This window comes from Phenylobacterium sp. J426, assembly GCF_024699945.1.
In the GTDB taxonomy this organism is placed as follows: domain Bacteria; phylum Pseudomonadota; class Alphaproteobacteria; order Caulobacterales; family Caulobacteraceae; genus Phenylobacterium.
This window is the reverse complement of sequence record NZ_JAJOMY010000003.1, coordinates 130,169-147,449: the sequence shown is the minus strand read 5'-3', so window position 1 is coordinate 147,449 and position 17,281 is coordinate 130,169. Positions and strand designations below refer to the sequence as shown.

At 65.1% G+C, this 17,281-nt stretch carries 20 protein-coding genes and 1 pseudogene; 7 read left to right on the top strand and 14 right to left on the bottom strand.

Annotation, left to right across the window (positions count from 1 at the left end):
• Nucleotides 1-1,649: 1,649 nt before the first annotated feature.
• Complete coding sequence (locus LRS10_RS25595; protein WP_374571524.1) at nt 1,650-1,901, bottom strand: winged helix-turn-helix domain-containing protein; 252 nt, start codon at nt 1,899-1,901, stop codon at nt 1,650-1,652.
• A gap of 917 nt (nt 1,902-2,818) precedes the next feature.
• Here LRS10_RS25595 and LRS10_RS24145 point away from each other — a divergent pair.
• Entirely contained in the window at nt 2,819-3,094 is a 276-nt protein-coding gene (locus LRS10_RS24145) for a hypothetical protein (protein WP_257839674.1), read from the top strand.
• Between the two features lie 196 nt (nt 3,095-3,290).
• Nucleotides 3,291-3,632, top strand: coding sequence for a hypothetical protein (locus tag LRS10_RS24140; RefSeq protein ID WP_257839673.1), 342 nt, complete (start codon nt 3,291-3,293; stop codon nt 3,630-3,632).
• Between the two features lie 77 nt (nt 3,633-3,709).
• Here the strand turns inward: LRS10_RS24140 and LRS10_RS24705 are convergent, their stop codons facing one another.
• The 7 genes and pseudogenes from LRS10_RS24705 to LRS10_RS25585 form a co-directional block, all read right to left on the bottom strand.
• Nucleotides 3,710-3,856: a sigma factor-like helix-turn-helix DNA-binding protein gene (locus LRS10_RS24705; RefSeq protein WP_308238049.1), complete on the bottom strand. Its 147-nt coding sequence runs from the start codon at nt 3,854-3,856 to the stop codon at nt 3,710-3,712.
• 150 nt (nt 3,857-4,006) lie between these two features.
• Nucleotides 4,007-4,186, bottom strand: a complete 180-nt coding sequence (locus LRS10_RS24700) for a sigma factor (RefSeq protein ID WP_308238053.1) — start codon at nt 4,184-4,186, stop codon at nt 4,007-4,009.
• Nucleotides 4,187-4,488: 302 nt separating this feature from the next.
• Nucleotides 4,489-4,605, bottom strand: coding sequence for a copper-binding protein (locus LRS10_RS25590; protein WP_374571539.1), 117 nt, complete (start codon nt 4,603-4,605; stop codon nt 4,489-4,491).
• 1,191 nt (nt 4,606-5,796) lie between these two features.
• Nucleotides 5,797-6,195, bottom strand: coding sequence for a hypothetical protein (locus LRS10_RS24130; RefSeq protein WP_257839672.1), 399 nt, complete (start codon nt 6,193-6,195; stop codon nt 5,797-5,799).
• A gap of 564 nt (nt 6,196-6,759) precedes the next feature.
• Nucleotides 6,760-7,026 (bottom strand): TonB-dependent receptor domain-containing protein, encoded by a 267-nt coding sequence (locus tag LRS10_RS24125; protein ID WP_257839671.1) that lies wholly within the window; start codon nt 7,024-7,026, stop codon nt 6,760-6,762.
• Complete coding sequence (locus LRS10_RS24120) at nt 7,016-7,768, bottom strand: TonB-dependent receptor domain-containing protein (protein WP_257839670.1); 753 nt, start codon at nt 7,766-7,768, stop codon at nt 7,016-7,018. The genes LRS10_RS24125 and LRS10_RS24120 overlap by 11 nt, the downstream gene beginning before the upstream one ends.
• Nucleotides 7,769-7,871: 103 nt before the next feature.
• A pseudogene (locus LRS10_RS25585) lies at nt 7,872-8,282 on the bottom strand (TonB-dependent receptor plug domain-containing protein); the annotation flags it as partial.
• A 552-nt stretch (nt 8,283-8,834) separates the two neighbouring features.
• Here LRS10_RS25585 and LRS10_RS24115 point away from each other — a divergent pair.
• The 3 genes from LRS10_RS24115 (at nt 8,835) to LRS10_RS24105 (ending at nt 10,850) form a co-directional block, all read left to right on the top strand.
• Nucleotides 8,835-9,641 carry a 3-oxoacyl-[acyl-carrier-protein] synthase III C-terminal domain-containing protein gene (locus LRS10_RS24115; RefSeq protein ID WP_308238052.1) on the top strand — a complete coding sequence of 269 codons (807 nt, stop codon included), beginning with the start codon at nt 8,835-8,837 and terminating at the stop codon, nt 9,639-9,641.
• Nucleotides 9,638-10,129: an isoprenylcysteine carboxyl methyltransferase family protein gene (locus LRS10_RS24110; RefSeq protein ID WP_066686105.1), complete on the top strand. Its 492-nt coding sequence runs from the start codon at nt 9,638-9,640 to the stop codon at nt 10,127-10,129. Before LRS10_RS24115 ends, LRS10_RS24110 begins: the two co-directional genes overlap by 4 nt.
• Nucleotides 10,130-10,352: 223 nt before the next feature.
• Entirely contained in the window at nt 10,353-10,850 is a 498-nt protein-coding gene (locus tag LRS10_RS24105; protein ID WP_257839570.1) for a DUF305 domain-containing protein, read from the top strand.
• Between the two features lie 57 nt (nt 10,851-10,907).
• Here the strand turns inward: LRS10_RS24105 and LRS10_RS24100 are convergent, their stop codons facing one another.
• From LRS10_RS24100 to LRS10_RS24090, 3 genes are read right to left on the bottom strand one after another with little or no spacing between them, the layout of a single operon-like run.
• Nucleotides 10,908-11,843 carry an FTR1 family protein gene (locus tag LRS10_RS24100; protein ID WP_257839668.1) on the bottom strand — a complete coding sequence of 312 codons (936 nt, stop codon included), beginning with the start codon at nt 11,841-11,843 and terminating at the stop codon, nt 10,908-10,910.
• Nucleotides 11,755-12,480, bottom strand: a complete 726-nt coding sequence (locus LRS10_RS24095; protein WP_257839667.1) for a c-type cytochrome — start codon at nt 12,478-12,480, stop codon at nt 11,755-11,757. The genes LRS10_RS24100 and LRS10_RS24095 overlap by 89 nt, the downstream gene beginning before the upstream one ends.
• 11 nt (nt 12,481-12,491) lie before the next feature.
• Nucleotides 12,492-12,734, bottom strand: a complete 243-nt coding sequence (locus LRS10_RS24090) for a hypothetical protein (protein WP_257839666.1) — start codon at nt 12,732-12,734, stop codon at nt 12,492-12,494.
• 1,112 nt (nt 12,735-13,846) lie between these two features.
• On the opposite strand from LRS10_RS24090, the gene LRS10_RS24085 reads away from it, so the two are divergent.
• Both LRS10_RS24085 and LRS10_RS24080 read left to right on the top strand, forming a co-directional pair.
• Entirely contained in the window at nt 13,847-14,386 is a 540-nt protein-coding gene (locus LRS10_RS24085) for a TonB-dependent receptor plug domain-containing protein (RefSeq protein WP_257839665.1), read from the top strand.
• A gap of 4 nt (nt 14,387-14,390) precedes the next feature.
• Complete coding sequence (locus LRS10_RS24080) at nt 14,391-15,950, top strand: TonB-dependent siderophore receptor (RefSeq protein WP_257839664.1); 1,560 nt, start codon at nt 14,391-14,393, stop codon at nt 15,948-15,950.
• Here the strand turns inward: LRS10_RS24080 and LRS10_RS24075 are convergent.
• From LRS10_RS24075 to LRS10_RS24065, 3 genes are all read right to left on the bottom strand, one after another.
• Nucleotides 15,947-16,372 (bottom strand): hypothetical protein, encoded by a 426-nt coding sequence (locus tag LRS10_RS24075; protein WP_257839663.1) that lies wholly within the window; start codon nt 16,370-16,372, stop codon nt 15,947-15,949. The genes LRS10_RS24080 and LRS10_RS24075 overlap by 4 nt on opposite strands.
• Nucleotides 16,373-16,458: 86 nt before the next feature.
• Nucleotides 16,459-16,620 (bottom strand): copper resistance protein CopC, encoded by a 162-nt coding sequence (locus LRS10_RS24070; RefSeq protein WP_257839684.1) that lies wholly within the window; start codon nt 16,618-16,620, stop codon nt 16,459-16,461.
• 313 nt (nt 16,621-16,933) lie between these two features.
• Nucleotides 16,934-17,167 carry a hypothetical protein gene (locus LRS10_RS24065; protein ID WP_257839565.1) on the bottom strand — a complete coding sequence of 78 codons (234 nt, stop codon included), beginning with the start codon at nt 17,165-17,167 and terminating at the stop codon, nt 16,934-16,936.
• Nucleotides 17,168-17,281 lie beyond the last annotated feature (114 nt).

Genomic DNA, 17,281 nt, shown 5'->3' with positions numbered 1-17,281 from the left:
ATCGGCCAGCGCCTATAGCGCAAACCCTTATGGGGCCGCGAGACCGTATCAGGCCGATCGCGCCTACTACGGCGGCGCTCGTTATGATTAAGCAGCGCCCGCCACGGCTACGATTCTGCGGTCGGCCCCGCCCGTCCATACGGCGTTTCCAGGGAAAAGCCCAACCGCACCTATGGCGGATGGGGCGCGCGCTTCACCCTTCCGTTCCGATCACACGGGCAGTTCCCACCGGTGATCTCCAGCCGCGCGGTGCGTAGGTCCCGGCCCGCCTCCAGTGGCAAACGCAGCCCGCTCTGAGCCCGGGCTTACTGTCCGCCGCTGCTCGCCAGCACGAGTTGGCCACGATGGCTGGCGCGACGGTCGCCACGAGGGATAGTCCCAGGCCGCTGCCGGGCGTCGAGCGGTTCTCGTCGAGCCGGTTGAAGCGCTGTACGGCCCAGTTTTCATCTTAAAAGTGGATCCCCGGCCCTTGATCGCCAATGGTCAGGCTGCTGGGCTTGCACCTTCGATCCCGTGGCGACGACGATCTGGCCCACCTGGGCTCCCGTACCAGATGGCGTTAGCGATCAGGTTGGCGGTCGCGTGGAGTGAGGAGGCTCGAAACCGCGCGCGCGGCGAGAGTTGAAGGAGGAGATGCTGCCCGGTATCCTCCGCAAGCGGCGCGGTAGGAGGTCGTAGGTTCTTGCGCGACCGCCGCGAGGTCGCCAGCCACGAAGCTATTTCGGCCGTAAATGCGTCCGCCCTGGCCAGCACAAAAGGCCCGTTCACCAACGCCAAGAGGGCGTCGAGATCGCGCGCCGTCTCCGACAGGATATCCTGTTGCGGGAACCTCCTGCCCGCGTAGCGCCGCCAATTCCAGGCGCTCTTTGATCCGTGTCAGCGGCGTCTTTCAGGTCGTGCGCCAGGCCATCGGTGGCGGCGCGGAGCGAACGGACCATGCAGTGGTCGGATTCCGCGTCGAGGTTAGCGTTGAACACCCGGCCAGGCGATCGAATTCGTCGTCGCGGGGCGAGACCTTCAGCCGCTCATCCAAGTCACCCCTGAGGAATCGATCCCCGTGCCTGGCCGCCGCCCGCACCACGCGCAATACGCCGGCTGACGAGCCAACCAAGGCTCAGCCCGAGCACGGCGGTCGCCAGCACCGACAGCGCGAGCGACATCCAATAGCGACGTCGCCGCGGCGGCTGTCCGCCAGGGTGTCCCGACCAAGAGCCAGTGCCGGGCCCGAGGTGTGGACCTCGGCCTCGATCCGTCGCGATTGGACCCGACTGCCTCGCCGCACCTGCACGGTCGTGATGGCCAGGTGCTCGGTCACAAGCCCGCTTGGCCAGACCAAAGCATTAATATTGCCCGCCAGGACGCCGCCCGGCTGCCATCGGAGACCATGTAGACCACGTCGCGTCGCCGCGTCCGGGTCTGTTTCGCTCGATATAGTTAGCGAGGCCGCCCAGGACCGCCATCACGATAGCGAAGGACGAGCGCGTCCCGCCTTCGCCCCTTGAGCAGGTGCTTGAGTTCGATCTTCAACACCCGGACAGTCTGAAAGTGCTGGACGCTCAGCGCCGCGACGGTCGGAGACCACGGCGATCAGCGTGATCCACAGGGCGCGGAACGCCGCCGCCTCGCGGTCGGCGCCTAGCTAACGCGCGTCAAGCTGGAACCCGGCCCGCGGACCGTATGCAGCAGCGGCGGCTCCTCCCGTGCTCAAGCTCGCTGCGGAGCCGGCTCACATGGACGTCTATGACGTTGGCCCCGGATCGAAGTTGTAGTCCCAAGCGGCTTCGAGAAGCATGGTGCGTGTCACCACCTGGGCCAGCATGGCGCATGAAGTATTCAAGGAGTTGGGAACCCTTGTTGAGTAGCTCGATACGCCGGGCTTTTCGCTTGGCCGAACGCGCCAAGAGGTCCAGCCCAGATCGCCCACCAGGGTCGTCGTGGCTGTGGTCGCGCCTGAACCCCGTCGGACGATGGAAGCGATCCGCGCCATCAGTTCCCGGAACGAAAATGGCTTCGTCAGATAGTCGTCGCTGCCGGTTGCCGTCGCCGCCGCTGGCGACGGTTCAGGGTTTCCGTAGCCAGTTTGGCGAAGGCCGCGTCGGCCAGATGGTGGGCCGCGTAGTCCGATCTTGAAGCCCGCGCCGCCGGCCTCAAAGATCAGGACGGCGTCATCAAGCAGACCTGCGGCCTTTGAAGCGTCCCCTCCTCAAGCCTTCAGAGCCGCATGGAAGGCGCGACGACAGTCGCCGCCCCCGAACGCGGGTTGAGATGCGGCCATCAGCGAGGGGCCGGGGACCGATCAGGGGCGGACGCCGCTCATCGGAGCGGCGAGCAGGGGCCGCGACCATGACCGAGGTCATTGGCCGAGATAAACCATCAAGTTCCTTTTTCAGCAGGGGGAGAGCTTGTGGTTGGAAGTTTCCGGTGCAGCGAACACGCGCCTGCGGGGAATAGAGTTGTCCGGACGAGTTGACACGTGAACTGTTGAGCCGGTGGCGGAACCATCCGGCAGGCGCCGATCAGAGCTGGTTCCTCTGGGAGGACCGTCTGGAAGAACTTCCGGTCGATCCGGCGCGGTCCAACAGGTGGCCGCCGAGATCGAGGCCGAGCGCTTTCGGCGTCGCTTATCGCGGACGTCTCTGAGACCGCTGTCCATTCGATCGCGAGCAAAGCGGCAGGCCTTCAAAGGGGCGGACCATGCCTTCCCTGTGGAAGCCCAAGCTGCGCATCCCTGACATCTATGAGCACCCGGGCAACCAGCGCAGCGTTCGGCCAACTTTAGGACGCCTGCGTCTGTTGCGACACTGAAGAGCACGTCCTGGTGGAGATCCACCGGATCGATGCGCCGAAGATCATGGGTCTGGGCCCAGCGGTGGCCAACATACTCTACTTCCCGCACCCGACCATCGCGCCGCCGTTCAACACGGCGATCGTGCGCGGCTACAACGCCTTGACTGGCGCCAACGTGAAGCTTGGGCGCTGGGACGAGTACCTGGCGATGCGGCAGGGCCTGGATCGCCTTAATCGCAGTTACTGCGACCAGCTGTCCAACGACCGCGGCGCGGCCGCGCGGCGTTCTGCTTCGACCTGGGCATAAGGGCTCATGCGCCGCCGCCACGCACCAACGACACCGCCGCGCGCACCGAATGGGAGGCGGATCTGGCCAGGGTTCGCGCGCAGGCCGTCAGACCTCGGCTGCCGAGGCTGACGCGCGGACCCACACGGAAATCCAGGGCGGCTTCGCGATCTGGCGCGCGCGCTCGGCTACGAGGTATGGATCGCGCAGAACGATCGTGGGCTGCCCGTTTGGGCCCGGTCGCCTGGGCGATCACTGCCTGGAAGAGCTGCCGAGCGTCCTCGACAGTCGGCCCGGCGCCGAGGCCGTTCGGCTCATCGATGTGCTCTGGCTCGACAGGGTTGGGTCCATCGTGGCGGCTTTCGAGGTGGAGCACACGACTTCGATCTATTCGGGGATCGTGCGAATGCTGGACTTGGCGCTGGGCGGCGACGCGAGCGGACTTCACAGCCTGTTCCTCGTCGCGCCCGACAAGCGCGAAGCCGACGTGCGGGCGCAGATCGCCAGACCGGCCTTCCAGCCGGATCGCCGACCTCAGCGTGCGGTATCTCCCGTATAGCGCCCTGGAGCAGCATCGAGAGGCGATAGCCCGTTTCGGGTCCGGGGTCGCCGCGCTCGAGAAAGTCTCCCACCGGCTTACCTAGCGGAGGGCCGCATGTCGGTGTCGAGCTGCTCGGCCAGCAGCTTGCGGGCCCGGTAGACGCGCGTCTCGATGGTCTTGATCGAGACGCCGAGGATCTGGGCGGCGTCGTGATGACTCAGACCTTCGAAGGCGGTGAGCAAAAGCGGCTCCTTCAGGGGGCGCCGGCAACCGCGCGATGGCGCGGTCCAGCCGCATCGCTTGCTCGTCCACCAAAACGCCGGCCTCGGCGCTGGGCGACGGGTCGGGCGCGCTCAGCGCCTCGGTATCCTCGAGACCGCCCGACCCGAAGATCACACGACGGACCACCTATCGGCGGCCACGGTCGCGCGCCTTGTTGATCGCGATCGTGCGCAGCCAGGCTCAAAGGGGCGCTCCGAATCGTAGCGCTTCAGTGCGCTCCACGCGGCGATGAAGGCTTCGTGCACGGCTTCGTAAGCTTCGTCGGCGTCCCCGGTGTAGCGGCGGAGCAGCCGGTAGAGGCCATCCTTATGGCGACGAACGAGCAGGGCGAAGGCCCGATCATCCCCAGCCGCGGCTGATCGGGCGAAGTCTGCTGTCGGACGCCTCGGCGTCCACCTTCACCTCGTGTCTTCGGTCAGGGACCTAACGACGGTCTCGTCGAACCGTGCCGCCTGATCATCTCTCCCATTGTTTGCGTCGCTCGATCTTGGTCACCCTGCGCCGCGACGCTGAGGCGTAGCGTCAGAAGCGGGTCAGTTCGGTGATCTGCTGGCTCTCCAACCTGAAGCGGACCTTGTCCCCTACCGTAGCGCTATTCAGAAGAGCGCTCTTGCCCGGCGAAGGCCATCGTCCCTGCGGGCCAGTTCAGCGGCTCGATGGCGTCGTAGGCGATTGTGATCCTGCCTGCCGTTGCATCGATGGCTCGCACCAGGCCGACGCCGCGGATCTCCACTCATCTTCAATGGCGGGGCCGCCGGGGGCGAGATCGCCCTGCGGACGTGGCGCGGGCCGGCTTGCCGGCTTAGGGGATCGGCACGGTCCGTCCCCGGCCCCGGGGTGCGCGCTCGCAGCCGTAGCGGCGCCGAGGCACAGGACCAGCGCAAAGATGGTGCGCTTCATCGCTTGCCGTTCCTGCCGCAGAGATCGCCCGTTCAGCCCAGGGCTCCCGGCCGCAATCTCGCTCCTTGAAGGTTGTTACGCGCGGCGAGATGGATACCCCTCGCCCTAGCGCGGCATTTCATTCACGGTGAATCGCAGTCTCTAGTGACGGACTGCGCGCCGGACCTTACCGTCGGCCCCGTTGATGGGCAGGGATTGGGCTGCCACTTCCTCAACAGACCACTTGCCTGCTTGCAGGGCCAACCCATGGTGTCGCCGCTGAAGGGCTGGTGAAATGGACGCCACGAGGGCTGAAACGCGAAACGTCGGCGCGCTCCCGCCGTGATAGCGCCGCATCGCTAGAGATTGGCGAGGACCCGAAGGCGTGCCTGACCCTTTGTGGGCACGTGGAGCATGCGTCTTCTGCCAAGACGCGCACCATGAATAGTGGGGGCCATTCACTGTTTCTTCAGTGCGCTCCCGCTAGATTCCTGAGCTCAGCAAGAGCACAACGAGGAAGGAACATTCCGATGAACGTCTCCGCCGCAAGCGCCGTGAATTCTGCCGCCCTGGCGCAGGCCGCCGCTCGGGCGCCGCAGCAAACCCAGCCGCCGGCCAAGCCTGGGGACGAGCCACGCCACTGGCGAGACCTCGCACAATAGCAAGCCTGCGGGCACGCTCGACATCAAGGTTTAGCACGACCCACGTCGGGCTCTGAGATTTGACCGGGAGTGATGCGCGAGCGTCAATACCCCGGTCGGGTCGAGCAACCGGGACCGCGCCGCCTTCAGAGGCTCACGATCCAGGCTGGTTCTTCGCGTCTGCGACGCGGACAGGCAGAATTGACGCGCACAAGCGCCGGCTCCCGCCGCCCGTCGGCACTTTCCGATCAATCCGGGAGCGGACGTTGCTTCACTCCCACAGCATGGAGGCGCGCTCGGGTCGCTCTCAGGGCCCTTTGAGGACAGTGAAGCTGTGCGATGCGCCAGGCGCCAGGCGCTTCGCACCAGGACGGCCGTGCTCACCCGCGCCGTTCGATGACGCCTTGGCGGCCCTTGGCGCGGATGACGTAGCCGTGTTCCTCGCGGGCCCACGCCACCTCGCCCAGCACCTGAATGTCCACCTTGCGATTCTTGATCTCGAAACTGTCGAATGCGGCGAGCTCCGGCCCGAGATGATGGTTCAGGTATTGACCGATCGGCCCCTCGTAACGCCCGCTTTGCGAGGACGGCGGCGTCCGGGGGTGAAGAGCCGCGCCAACTCTAACCTCGCGTTGCTCAGGGCGTCGTGAACGCGTCGAGGACGTTGCAGAACCTCGGCCGCCAGCTGCGCCGCCTGTGTCTGCGCCAGCCGGAGCGGCGATGGCCAAGATCGCGAACGCAGCAAAATGGTGATGTTGCATCTGTTTCTCGAAACCCAAAAGATCCCCTCCGCCGAGGGCGGAGGGGGCAAGAAGCAGAACCGGCGCACGAGCTGCACACCATATTGCCGCGGCTCTCGTAGACGGCGAGCGGCAGGGCCGGGTTCGAGATTCCGGTGGCGTCTGGTTCCGATCTTGTAGGTCGCGTACCGCTCGTCGGTAAGATTGCGGCCGAACACGGCCACCTCCCAGACATCGCCGGCCGTGCAAAGGTCGCCCGGGCGTTCAGCAGCGTGTACGGCTCGCCCGAAAACTTGGCGCAGGTGTTCGGCTTGAATTGGACGCGATCACGCCAGGCGATGTCGCCCCGCAGGGTCAGGCTGTGCCGTCGACGAACTCCCACCGGTACTGTGCGGCCCCTGTGAAGTTCCACCGCGGCGCGTTCGGCAGGATGTTCCCGGCCAGACTGACCCCATTGTCGAAGAAGCGGTCGTACTCAGCGTCGAGGTAGCCGCCGTCGCGTTCAGGTCGAGGCCGCGGACGGGCCTCACCGTAACCTCCAGCTCGCCGCCCTTCAGGGTGGCCTTGCCGGCGTTGGTGGTGGTGGCCACCCCGTTGATGTACTCAACCACCTGCAGGTCGGTATAGTCGTAGTAGAAGACGACTGAGGTTCGCCCGACACGGCGGTCCCCAGAACATGGACTTCACCCCGCCCTCGTAGCTCCAGATATACTCCGGCCGGAACGGCCGGCCGTCCCAAAGTTGGAAGCCTCCCGACTTAAAGCCGCGCGTGATGGAGGCGTAGGCCATCACGTCTTCACTGACGTCGTACTGAATCCCGACTTTCGGGGTCCATGCACGCCAGGACGCCTTGGCCGCTTCACCGCCCACATCGGTCCTCCGGAAAGGACGCGGTAAGCGAAATCCTTTCCTCGTAGCTATAACGGGCGCCGCCGGTGAGCCGGAGCCGATCGGTCAGCCGGAACGTGGCCTGGCCGTAGGCCGCCAGCGCATTGGTGACGTTGCTTTCGGGCAGGCCGAGGGTGCGGGCGGGCTCCAGGATCTGCAGCTGGTCGCGGGCCTTTTCGCGCAGGTAGAAGGCGCCGACGATCCATTCCAGGCGCTCAGGCTCGTTGTTGCTAAGCTGCAGCTCCTGCGTGAAGGAGCGCGACCGTTCGTAGAGGGTGATGTTGCGTAGGAAGAGGTCCGTCGCATCTACGTCGAGAACCTGGTTGACCGTGCTGCCGCGATAGGCAGTGATCGACTTCAGGGTCACGGGAGCCGTCACGTACGTAGCGGTCGCCGAGACGCCGCCGTTCTCCACGTTGTTGCGCGGTCGCGTGTCGAGGATCAGCTCGTCCTCGCCGCGCGGGATGGTCGCGCCGGCCCGCGCGAAGTCCGCCGGGTAGCTTTGGCGAATGGACGGATAGCCCGTCTCGCGGTCGCGGCCATAGTCGGCGCGCAGCGTCAGATCGAAGTTTTCGGCGAGGTCGATTGCGAGCGTGGCGCGCGCGGCGAAACGGTCGATGTCCTGGTATTTTTCGCCTGTCTTCGGATTGTCGTAGATGCCGTCGCGATCGTTCTTGAGGACGGTCAGGCGGCCGCGGATGCGCTCGCCAAGCGGCCCGGACACGGAGCCGGAGAATGTCCGTCGATCGTAGTTGCCTACCGTCGCGCTGAGTATCCTTCCAACTCAGACGTGGCGCCCGCGAGGTGATGTTCAGCGTGCCGCCGGCGGAGTTGCGTCCGAACAGAACGCCCTGGGGACCACGGAGCAGTTCGATGCGCTCCACGTCGAACATGTCCTGGTAACTAGTGGTCGGCCTCGGAATATAGACGCCGTCGTAGTGGACCGTCGAACTCGGGTCGGTGGCGACACCGAAGGCCGAGGTGCCGATGCCTCGGATGTTCACGATCGCCATCGAGTCGTTGGTGATGGTGACACCCGGCGTAAAGACCTGCAGATCCTCGAGGGTGGAGACCCCGAGCGCGCGAAGGGTCTCGCCGGTGACCGCCGTGACGGCGACCGGCGTGTCCTGCAGATTTGTCTCGCGCTTCTCTGCTGTGACGACCACCTCTTCCAGAGCTTCAGGAGCGGTGGACTGAGCGAACCCGGGCGCGGGCGCCAGGGCGAGCACTGTGAACATCGCGGACGCGCCGCGAAGTGCAAAACGATTGGAACGCATGAAACCTCTCCATATCTAAGGGATATACGTACAACCGGCTTCTCCCCCTCAGAACCACACAACAAAGTTGCCATACCGAGTATTCGAACGCCGAGCCACCCTCCAATCTGGGCCTACGCAACGGCTTGCTTTGCGCAGTCCTCCGGCGTCGATTTGCGAAGACGGTGTCTGCGATCATCGGTCACTTCGGGAAACCCTGCGAGCTGCGATCTGTTTGCCTAATCCGTCGTCGAGGTCGGACGACGTCATGCGCAGGATTCCACAGTTCATGCCGCCTCCCGTGGCCCTCTTGTCGCTCGCAACGGCGTCCCCGCCTAACGCTGGCGCAAGCGCAAGTGGAGCAGGCGGCGCGAGACCTGTTTTACGATAAGTTTCCGCAGTTCGAGCGTATGGCTCCGGTCTTCACCTCGGCCGGCGTTCGTACCCGGCAGGTGATCCGGCCGATCGAATGGTACTTCGAGCCCCGGGGCTGGCCCGAACGCACCGAAGCTTACCCTCGATGGCGCGACGGACCTGTTCGTGCAGGCGGCCTCCGCGGCGCTGGCCGAGGCGGGGCTCGCCGGCCCCGACGTCGACGTCATCGTCACGGTGTCGTCTACGGGGATCGCGACGCCCAGTCTGGAGGCGCGCGCGATGGAGCGCATGAAATTCCGACCCGACGCCGCCCGTGTGCCGGTCTTTGGTCTCGGCTGCGCCGGCGGCGCGACCGGTCTTGCTCTGGCCGCCAAACTCGCGGCGGCGACTCCAGGCGCCATCGTCCTCTTCGTCACCGTCGAGCTTTGTTCCCTTGCGTTCCGGCTGGACAACCTCAGCAAGGCCGACATCGTGGCCACGGCGCTGTTCGGCGATGGCGCTGCAGCCTGCGTGGTCCGGGCCGGGGAGGGCGGTTTCGCCCAGGTGACTGGGATCGCCGAGCATACCTGGCCCGCCACGCTCGATGTCATGGGGTGGCGGGTCGAGCCGACGGGCCTCGGGGTGATCTTCGCACGCGCGATCCCGCCATTCGCCAAAACCAATCTGCGGCCAGCCATGGCGTCGATGTTAGGCGGCCAGAATCTAGAGGTCGAGGACATAGACCGGTTCATCTGCCATCCCGGCGGCGTGAAAGTGATCGAGGCGCTGGAGCTTTCGCTGTCGATCCCGCAGGGCGGCCTGGATCGAGAACGCGAGGTCTTGGCTGACCATGGCAATATGTCCGCCCCGACCGCGCTGTTCGTCCTCGACCGCGTTCGGCGCTCTGGCATGCCGCCGCGCTCGGTTCTCACGGCGTTGGGACCAGGCTTCACCGCGAGCACCGTCACCCTGGATCGCGCGGCGTGACCCTGTCCGTCACGGTCCTGGCCCTCGTGACCCTGCAACGGATCGCCGAGCTTCTCCTTGCCCGCCGGAACTCCGCAAGGCTCCTGGCCAGAGGCGGCGTCGAGATGGGGTCTGGTCACTATCCTATCGTGGTCTCCTTGCACGCCGCCTGGCTGATCGGTCTTTGGATGATGGCCTGGGACCGGCCGGTCGCGCCGCTTTGGCTGAGCCTCTTCTTGCTCCTGCAACTGTTGCGGATCTGGGTCATCGCAACGCTGGGAGATCGCTGGACCACCCGGATCATTGTACTTCCCGGCGCACCCCTGGTGAGGCGCGGACCCTATCGCGTCCTGTCCCACCCGAACTATGCCGTCGTTGTCGCCGAGATTGCGGTGCTGCCGATCGCCTTCGGCTTGCCGACCTACGCCCTGATATTCTCCGCCTTGAACGCCGCCATGCTTTGGGTGCGCATACGTGCTGAGAACCGCGCACTGGCCAGGCTGACATAGGCTGCCTACGATCGCCGCTTGTTGTCGACCTCATCGGCGTACAGCCGATCGCGATCGATTAGAGCCTGCGATCGCAACTCTTCCGACGATCCCTTTGCCACCACGTGCGCGTGTGGAGTCCAAAGCTGGGCCTTGTGATTGAACTCTTCCGATAATGCCGCGTTGTAGCCGCACATCTACGGCGAAGCCACAATCTAGAAATTGAGCGCGATAGGAGAGGGACGTGCGGACAGAACATAAGATCGAAGGATCAATGGATCGCCAGATGATACAGCATCACTATATGATGCTCGCGCTCAATCTCGCCTTGAGCCTCGTCATCATGTATATTGCAATGTTCGCGATGATCTCGAGCTGGGGAGAGTTCGTCCAGAACATCAACTTCTTCTACATGGCGCTGGTGATGTGGGCGCCGATGGCCGCAGTGATGCTGCTGACGATGAAGTCGATGTATCGCAACACCAAACTCAATGTTGGCCTATACGTCGTCTTTGCCGCCGTATTCGTTCTTTCGTTGGCAGGAATTCGCGCCCAAGGGTTTGTCGGCGACCGACAGTTCGTTCGCTCCATGATACCCCACCACTCCGGCGCGATTTTGATGTGCGGCCAGGCGTCGATCAAGGACGCTGAGATCCGTCAACTGTGCTTCGGCCCTAGTGGGATCGTGGAGTCCCAGAAGCGCGAAATCGCGCAGATGAAGGCCATTCTAAAGCGCCTTTAGCCAGAAGCCTCCGACTGCTTCTGCTCTGATCCGGCCGCCTCACGGTGGCCAACGTCCCTAGGCCCGCGCCGCGGCTCCTGGGCCCGCCGGCCCCGCCGCCCGGAAGCCGACCAGGACCGCGGTCAGCGTCAGAATCTGAGCCAGGAGCCCTTCCCAGGTCGGGAACACGCCGAGCACCTCGATTCGAGGCAGGTGGGGAAGGGGGCGCACGCCCAGTATCCCAGCCTCCTGCAGTCCCGCCACGCCTTTCCCTGCGAGCACCACGGCCAGCACGGCGATGAGGACCGAGCTATAGGAGAAGAACTGCGCGATGGGCAGGCGCTTGCTATAGCTCAGCAGCGCCCAGGCGATCCCCGCCAGACAGATGACCGCCAGGCTCGCCCCTGACACCATCGCGAGCTGACCTCCCTGGCTCCAAAGGGCGGCGTAGAAGAGGATGGTCTCGAACACTTCCCGGTAGACGACGACGAAGGCCAGCAGGAACAGGAACCAGGCCGACCGCTTCGAGAGCGCCGAAGACAGCTTGTCGCGAATATAGGCCTGCCACGCGCCCGCCTGCGCCTTTCCATGCATCCACACGCCCACCGAGATTAGCACGATCGCGGAGACCAGCGAGCCGAAGCCCTCGGTGAGTTCACGGCTCGCCCCGCTGATCGAGATGAGGTAGGTCGCCGCCGCCCAGGTAAGTCCCCCTGCCGCAAGTGCGGCGATCCAGCCGCCATGGACATAGGGCAGCACATCCTGACGCTCGGTCTTGCGCAGGAAGGCGATCATCGCGATCACGATCAGAAGCGCCTCGACTCCTTCGCGCAACAGAATGGTGAAGGCGCCGAGGAAGCTCGAGGCGGCGCTGGCTTGCTCTGGGGCGAGCGCGCCAGCGGCCTTATCGAACAATGCGTTGAGCTCACCGACCTGCGCGGTCACTTCGGCCGACGGCGCGCCGCGGGCAAGGCTCGCCCGGAGCTCGCCCATTGTCGCCTCGACTTTGGCCATCAGGAGCGCCGTCGCGCACCCGAAGCAGAGGTTCGACAGGCTCGAATCCGTCAAGATAGGCGGACAGCGACAGCTCCTCTGCCCGCTTGCGGTCGCCCGCCTGGTAGGCCGCCAGGCTGTCGGCGAGTTTGCGGCGCGCGACGTCCAGCCCGCCATTCGACTTGGGCGCTACAGCCTCGGGATGGCGGCGCAAATAAGCCATGAGCTGGGTGGCCTGCGGCTCGCCCACGCGAGCGGCCAATGCTGCAGGCGTGGTCTGGGTCAGGACTTGCAGGTCGGGGACTACGGCTGGCAACTGCGGCTCGGCGCGCCAAGCCTGCTCGCCGGCGCGCTCGTCGTCTCGCGAGTAGGCAAAGCTCCCCACATAGTAGGCGACGGCCCAGCGGTCTTCAGACGGGAGGTGGGCGAAGCTCGCCATGGCCGTGCCGTCGAGCCCCTGTCCGATCACCTGGTAGAGGCCGAAGAGACTCCGCTCCTTTGCGCGCGCCACGTCGGTGAAGGCGATTGGCGGCGGCTCAAGCTCTTTCGCGTTCGGGCCGTCACCCCTACCGGCGGCGCCATGGCAGGACGCGCACTGCTCGGCGTACAGGGCCGCGCCCTTTGTGAGGTCTGGCGCCTCCTGCGGCGCGAGCGGCACGGGGTAGGCCTTCAGGAGATCCGTCGCGAGGGTCGGGCTCGTCGCGCCACGTCCGCAGGCTCGGCCCGTTGATCGACCGATGCAACGAGCGCGTTTGCCTCCGCAAGGAGCTGCGGCTTAGCGGGACTGGCCGGCAGGGTCACAATACGGCTGCGTACGGAGGCGGAGAATTCCCGCATCTCCGCATACTCGGCCTCGCTGATGATGCTGCCCTTGGAGACTGCGCCCGGGTAATCCACGGCGATATAGTCCAAGAGGCGCCAAGCGACCTCCGCCGAAGGGGGGCGCGTTCTGTGCCATGACGGTGTCGGGTAGTTGGGCGGTTCCGACAAAGGCAACTGCAAGAAGGAGGCGTGCGAGCGCCAACATCGAAGTGTCCTGGGGATTCATGAGAATAAATCTCAACAACAAGATACATGCTCAAGTCGCTTGAGAATCAAGAGCGCTCCCGCGAGCTGGGAAAAACGCAGCCGAAAGGTTCTTGCGGCCCAGCCATCGGATCCTTCGGCGCTGCATAACATCGGCCCGGTCGCCACGAACACCGACCGGTCGGAAGCCGCGATCCAAGGCGCCAGTTCAGTCATCACACGGCCATCCTGATGGCCTGGCCGGCATCTATCGCGTCACCTTCCACAAGCTTGAGCGCAGGCGGGTGTCTCTTATCGCGCGGCACTGACAGTTGCACTTTGCGGCTACAATCAAAATGTCTACGCCGGTTAGAGATGTCGCTGAGTTCGCCGACTAGAGGCCGGCCGAAGGGCAGGCGCGCAGCCCTCAGCTAGCGCAGCGACCGCCCCGCCCGGCCGGCCGGCGCACGGGCGATCCGCCGAAAGCTTGTTCGAGCGCGCCGGCAGGCGCGCGAGCACGTAGCTCAGTCCAGTCCGAACATGTGAGCCGGCTGGTCACGACGCCTCGGCGCCTTCGACGTGCGCTTCGCCGGCGGCGGGGTGTCCTGGTATCCTCCATTCGCTCGTGCTTACCGCTATGACCGCGGCCGCCGCGCGTCTGCTTTTGGCCGGCCCCCGCTCCGGCGCTGAGACCCTGCTCGCGGTTGTATTGTCCTTCGTTGGCTTGGTTGGCTTCACCTGGAGCGTGGCGGCCTACCTGCGATGCCGAGGCATCATCGTGCGGATTTGACATCTGGACGCTCACCCGGCGCGCCTGTGGGGGCGCGGCTCGAACTACCAGCCGTGCGCCCCGACCTCTCCAGCTACATTCACGCTTGACTAGCTCCGCAGGGTACGATTGAGAACTATTCGCAGTCGCAATTGAGCGCGGGGGATCGGCTATGAGTGGAGTGGCGGAGGGGCGGGGTCATCGGCGTGTGGCTCTGCTGGCGGCGACGTCGGCAGTCTGTTGGACCGGGGTGGCGCAGGCCGACGCGGCCTCTGACGCAAATACCCTCAGCGGTGTCACGGTGACCGCTCAAGCCCGCGAGCAGGAATCCAAGACCAGCTACAAGGTGACGGGAAGCACCACGGGGACACGGACGGACACCGCGCTGATCGACGTTCCGCAGGCTGTCACCGTCGTCTCGATCAAACAGATCAACGACCAGGCGGCGGGCAATATCGGCGAGGCGATCCGATACGTTCCGGGCGTCTTCTCAGCGCAAGGGGAGGGCAACCGGGAGACTCTGGTGTTCCGCGGCAATGCCACCACGGGCGACTTCTTCGTCGATGGCGTGCGCGATGACGTCCAGACCTATCGCGATCTCTACAACATCGAAAGGCTCGAGATCTTCAGGGGTCCCAACGCGATGATCTTCGGGCGCGGCGGCATCGGCGGCGTCGTCAATCGGGTGACGAAGGTCGCCGGCTGGCAGTCCGTTCGCGAGCTCCGCCTCGAAGCGGGCGGCTACGACCACAAGCTAGATCAGCGGCGACCTTGGACTTCCCGTGAATGACCGCGTGGCTGTCCGTATCATTGGCGTCTATCAGGACAGCGGTAGCTATCGTGACGGAGTCAACTATGAGCGCTGGGGTGTAAATCCGACGGGGTCGTTCCGGCTCGGCGACGCCACCGAGGTGCAGATCGGTTATGAGCATTTCGAAGACAACCGCATCGCCGATCGTGGTGTGCCTGCGCAGTTCCGCGGGGCCGGCCTGGCGGTGACCAAACCGCTGAAGACTCCGCGGGGCCAGTTCTTCGGCGATCCATCCAACAGCCCCACGTGGACCGACACCGACGCGGCGAACATCTTCATCGAGCACAGGTTCAGCGGCAACGTGTCGATCAGAAATCGCACGCGCTGGGCGAACTATGACAAATTCTACCAAAACGTTTTCCCGGGCGAAGTGAACGCCGCCCAGACGACGGTGTCCCTTTCGGCCTACAACAACGCGATGGAGCGCAAGAACTTCATCAGCCAGACCGATCTGACCCTGACGTTCAACACCGGGACGATCGAACACCTGGTGCTGGCCGGTGCGGAATACGGGCACCAGATCACCGATAACCGTCGCTTCGAAGGGCGCTTCGCCGGCAACGCCGCCTCGGTCACCGTGCCGATCTCCGCCTCTAACGTCCGGCTTCCCTTGACGTGGACGCAGACTGCGTCGAGCGGCGACAACAAGGGTGTCGCGACGGTCAAGGCCGGCTACGTCCAGGACCAGATCGGCCTCACCGAGGCCCTCAAATTGGTGCTGGGCGTTCGCTACGAGGACTTCCGCACGCGCGTGACCGACCGGCGCGTGGTTGGCTTCCCGGCCGGGCAGCAGCGGCAATTCGATGTGACCGACACGCTCTGGTCCCCGCGAGTGGGGGTGATCTGGAAGCCGGTGCAGAACGCATCGATCTATGCCGGCTATTCGAAGACCTACCAGCCGCGTGGCGGCGACCAGCTCACCAGCCTATCGATCAGCAATCAAAACCTAGATCCCGAGACATTCCAGAACTACGAGCTCGGCGCGAAGTGGGACATCAACCCGTCTTTCAATGTAACTGCGGCGGTCTTCCAGCTGGACCGCGATAACGTGCTGGCGCTCTCCGATCCCAGCAATGCGGCGTCGCCCACCGTGCCGATCGGCAAGCAGCGCACGCGAGGCGTGGAGCTGAGCGCGGCGGGCGAATTGAATGAGCAGCTGAGCTTCGTCGCGGCTTACACCCTGTCCAACGGCGAGTTCCTCGACAACGTCTCGGGCACCGTCCGGGCCGGTAACAACCTGCCGAACATGCCCAAGCACAGCGCCTCACTTTGGAGCCGGTACGAGGTGACGCCGAAACTGGGTGTCGCGCTCGGGGCGATCTACCAAGGCAAGCGCTACGCCTCGACGGACAATCTGGTGGTGATGCCCGGGTTCACCCGTCTAGATGCGGCTGTGTTCTATGACGTCACCGACCAGATCACGGCCCAGGTGAACGTCGAGAATCTGCTGGACAAGCGCTACTTCCTCTACGCCAACAGCAACAACAATATCACCCCGGGCTCGCCGACAGCAGTGAAAGTGGGGCTGACGGCGCGCTTCTAGTTTCTCTCTTGTAGGTTCCAGCCCAGGTGCAACGGGGCGGGGTGGTCATAGATCTTGGACATGCGTGGCCCCTCCGTGGCCGCGCCATGACCCATCCAGGCGAAGGTCGCGGTCGCGACGGTCCCAAGCGCGGCCGCGACGACCCAACTGGCGCGCGCCGGCCTCAGCATCATGGCCAGTATTGCGGCCAGGAAGGCGACGCCCGCCCGGAGAATTCCCGCCTTGCCGAGATCCTTGCTCGTCATCACCGCGCCGAGCGCTTCGGGTTTAAGGCCTTCCACCATCGATCCGGCCAGCACGCTGGCCTGGGCGGCGATCCACAGCAGCGTCGCGAGCGCCAGCAGCGCGCCGGCGCTCGCCAGCAGCCTGCGGGCCCAGGGCGCCTCCGCGGCGGGAGCCGGGACCTGCGGAGGGGAGGGCATAGATAAAGAAGAGCGACGATCCCATGAGGAACATCGCTCCCGCGTACTGCACCAGCCTGAGGACGATCACCGCAGGCTCGAGCACGTCAGCCGACCTTGAAGGCCCCTTCGCCGGTCATCTTGTGGCCGTCGGCCGAGGCGGCAGACCAGACGATCTTATAGGCGCCGTTGTCAGCACGCTCACGGGCGTACCGGCCTGCTGGCTGTTGACCTACAGTCGCCGGCGGCCTCGGCGCGGCGCTGGGTATGTCCGCGACCTCGTGGCGCTGGCTCTAATCTGGCTCGCCGGGGTGGTCATTGGTCTGAAGGTATGGCCGGCGCGCGATCCCGATCAGCTCGCGCATACTCACACCGAACTGCCCTCTGACCATCCTCATTGGCGTGAGGATTCCCGGGCCGTCGGGCGGTCCGAACACGTACATGCTTTCGTCATTGATGATCTCCACCATCAGTGGCCGAGAATGGGCGTCTAGTCGCATGTCACTGTTCTTGCACCCGCAGGCTGCGCAACCTAGTAACGCCTGCCAGGAGTTCTGAGTGGTAGCGCTGCGAGCCAGAAAGCTAAGGACGTTCCTCGCTACGCTTTGCGTGGCGTTGACGGCCGTGCTTGTCTCTCAGGCGCCGATCGCGACCCTGGACCAAGCCCAGCACAGCTTGTCGATAGACCATCCGGCCGTCTCCCTGGCCGGTCAGGTATACTTCGACCAAGACGATCACGGCGCCGATCACGACCACGAACCGCAGGCCGAGGCTCCGGCTGATGGCGCTGGAGACGCCCCGGCCCATCATCACCACAGCGACGGGCCCCAGGTCTCCCCTGCTTCCTCGAGCGGACGCTGTGCCGGCGGTCGAAGGCCAGTCCCTGGTGCTCCGTGCGCCAAATGACGCTCCGCCGGCCGCCGGCATGAT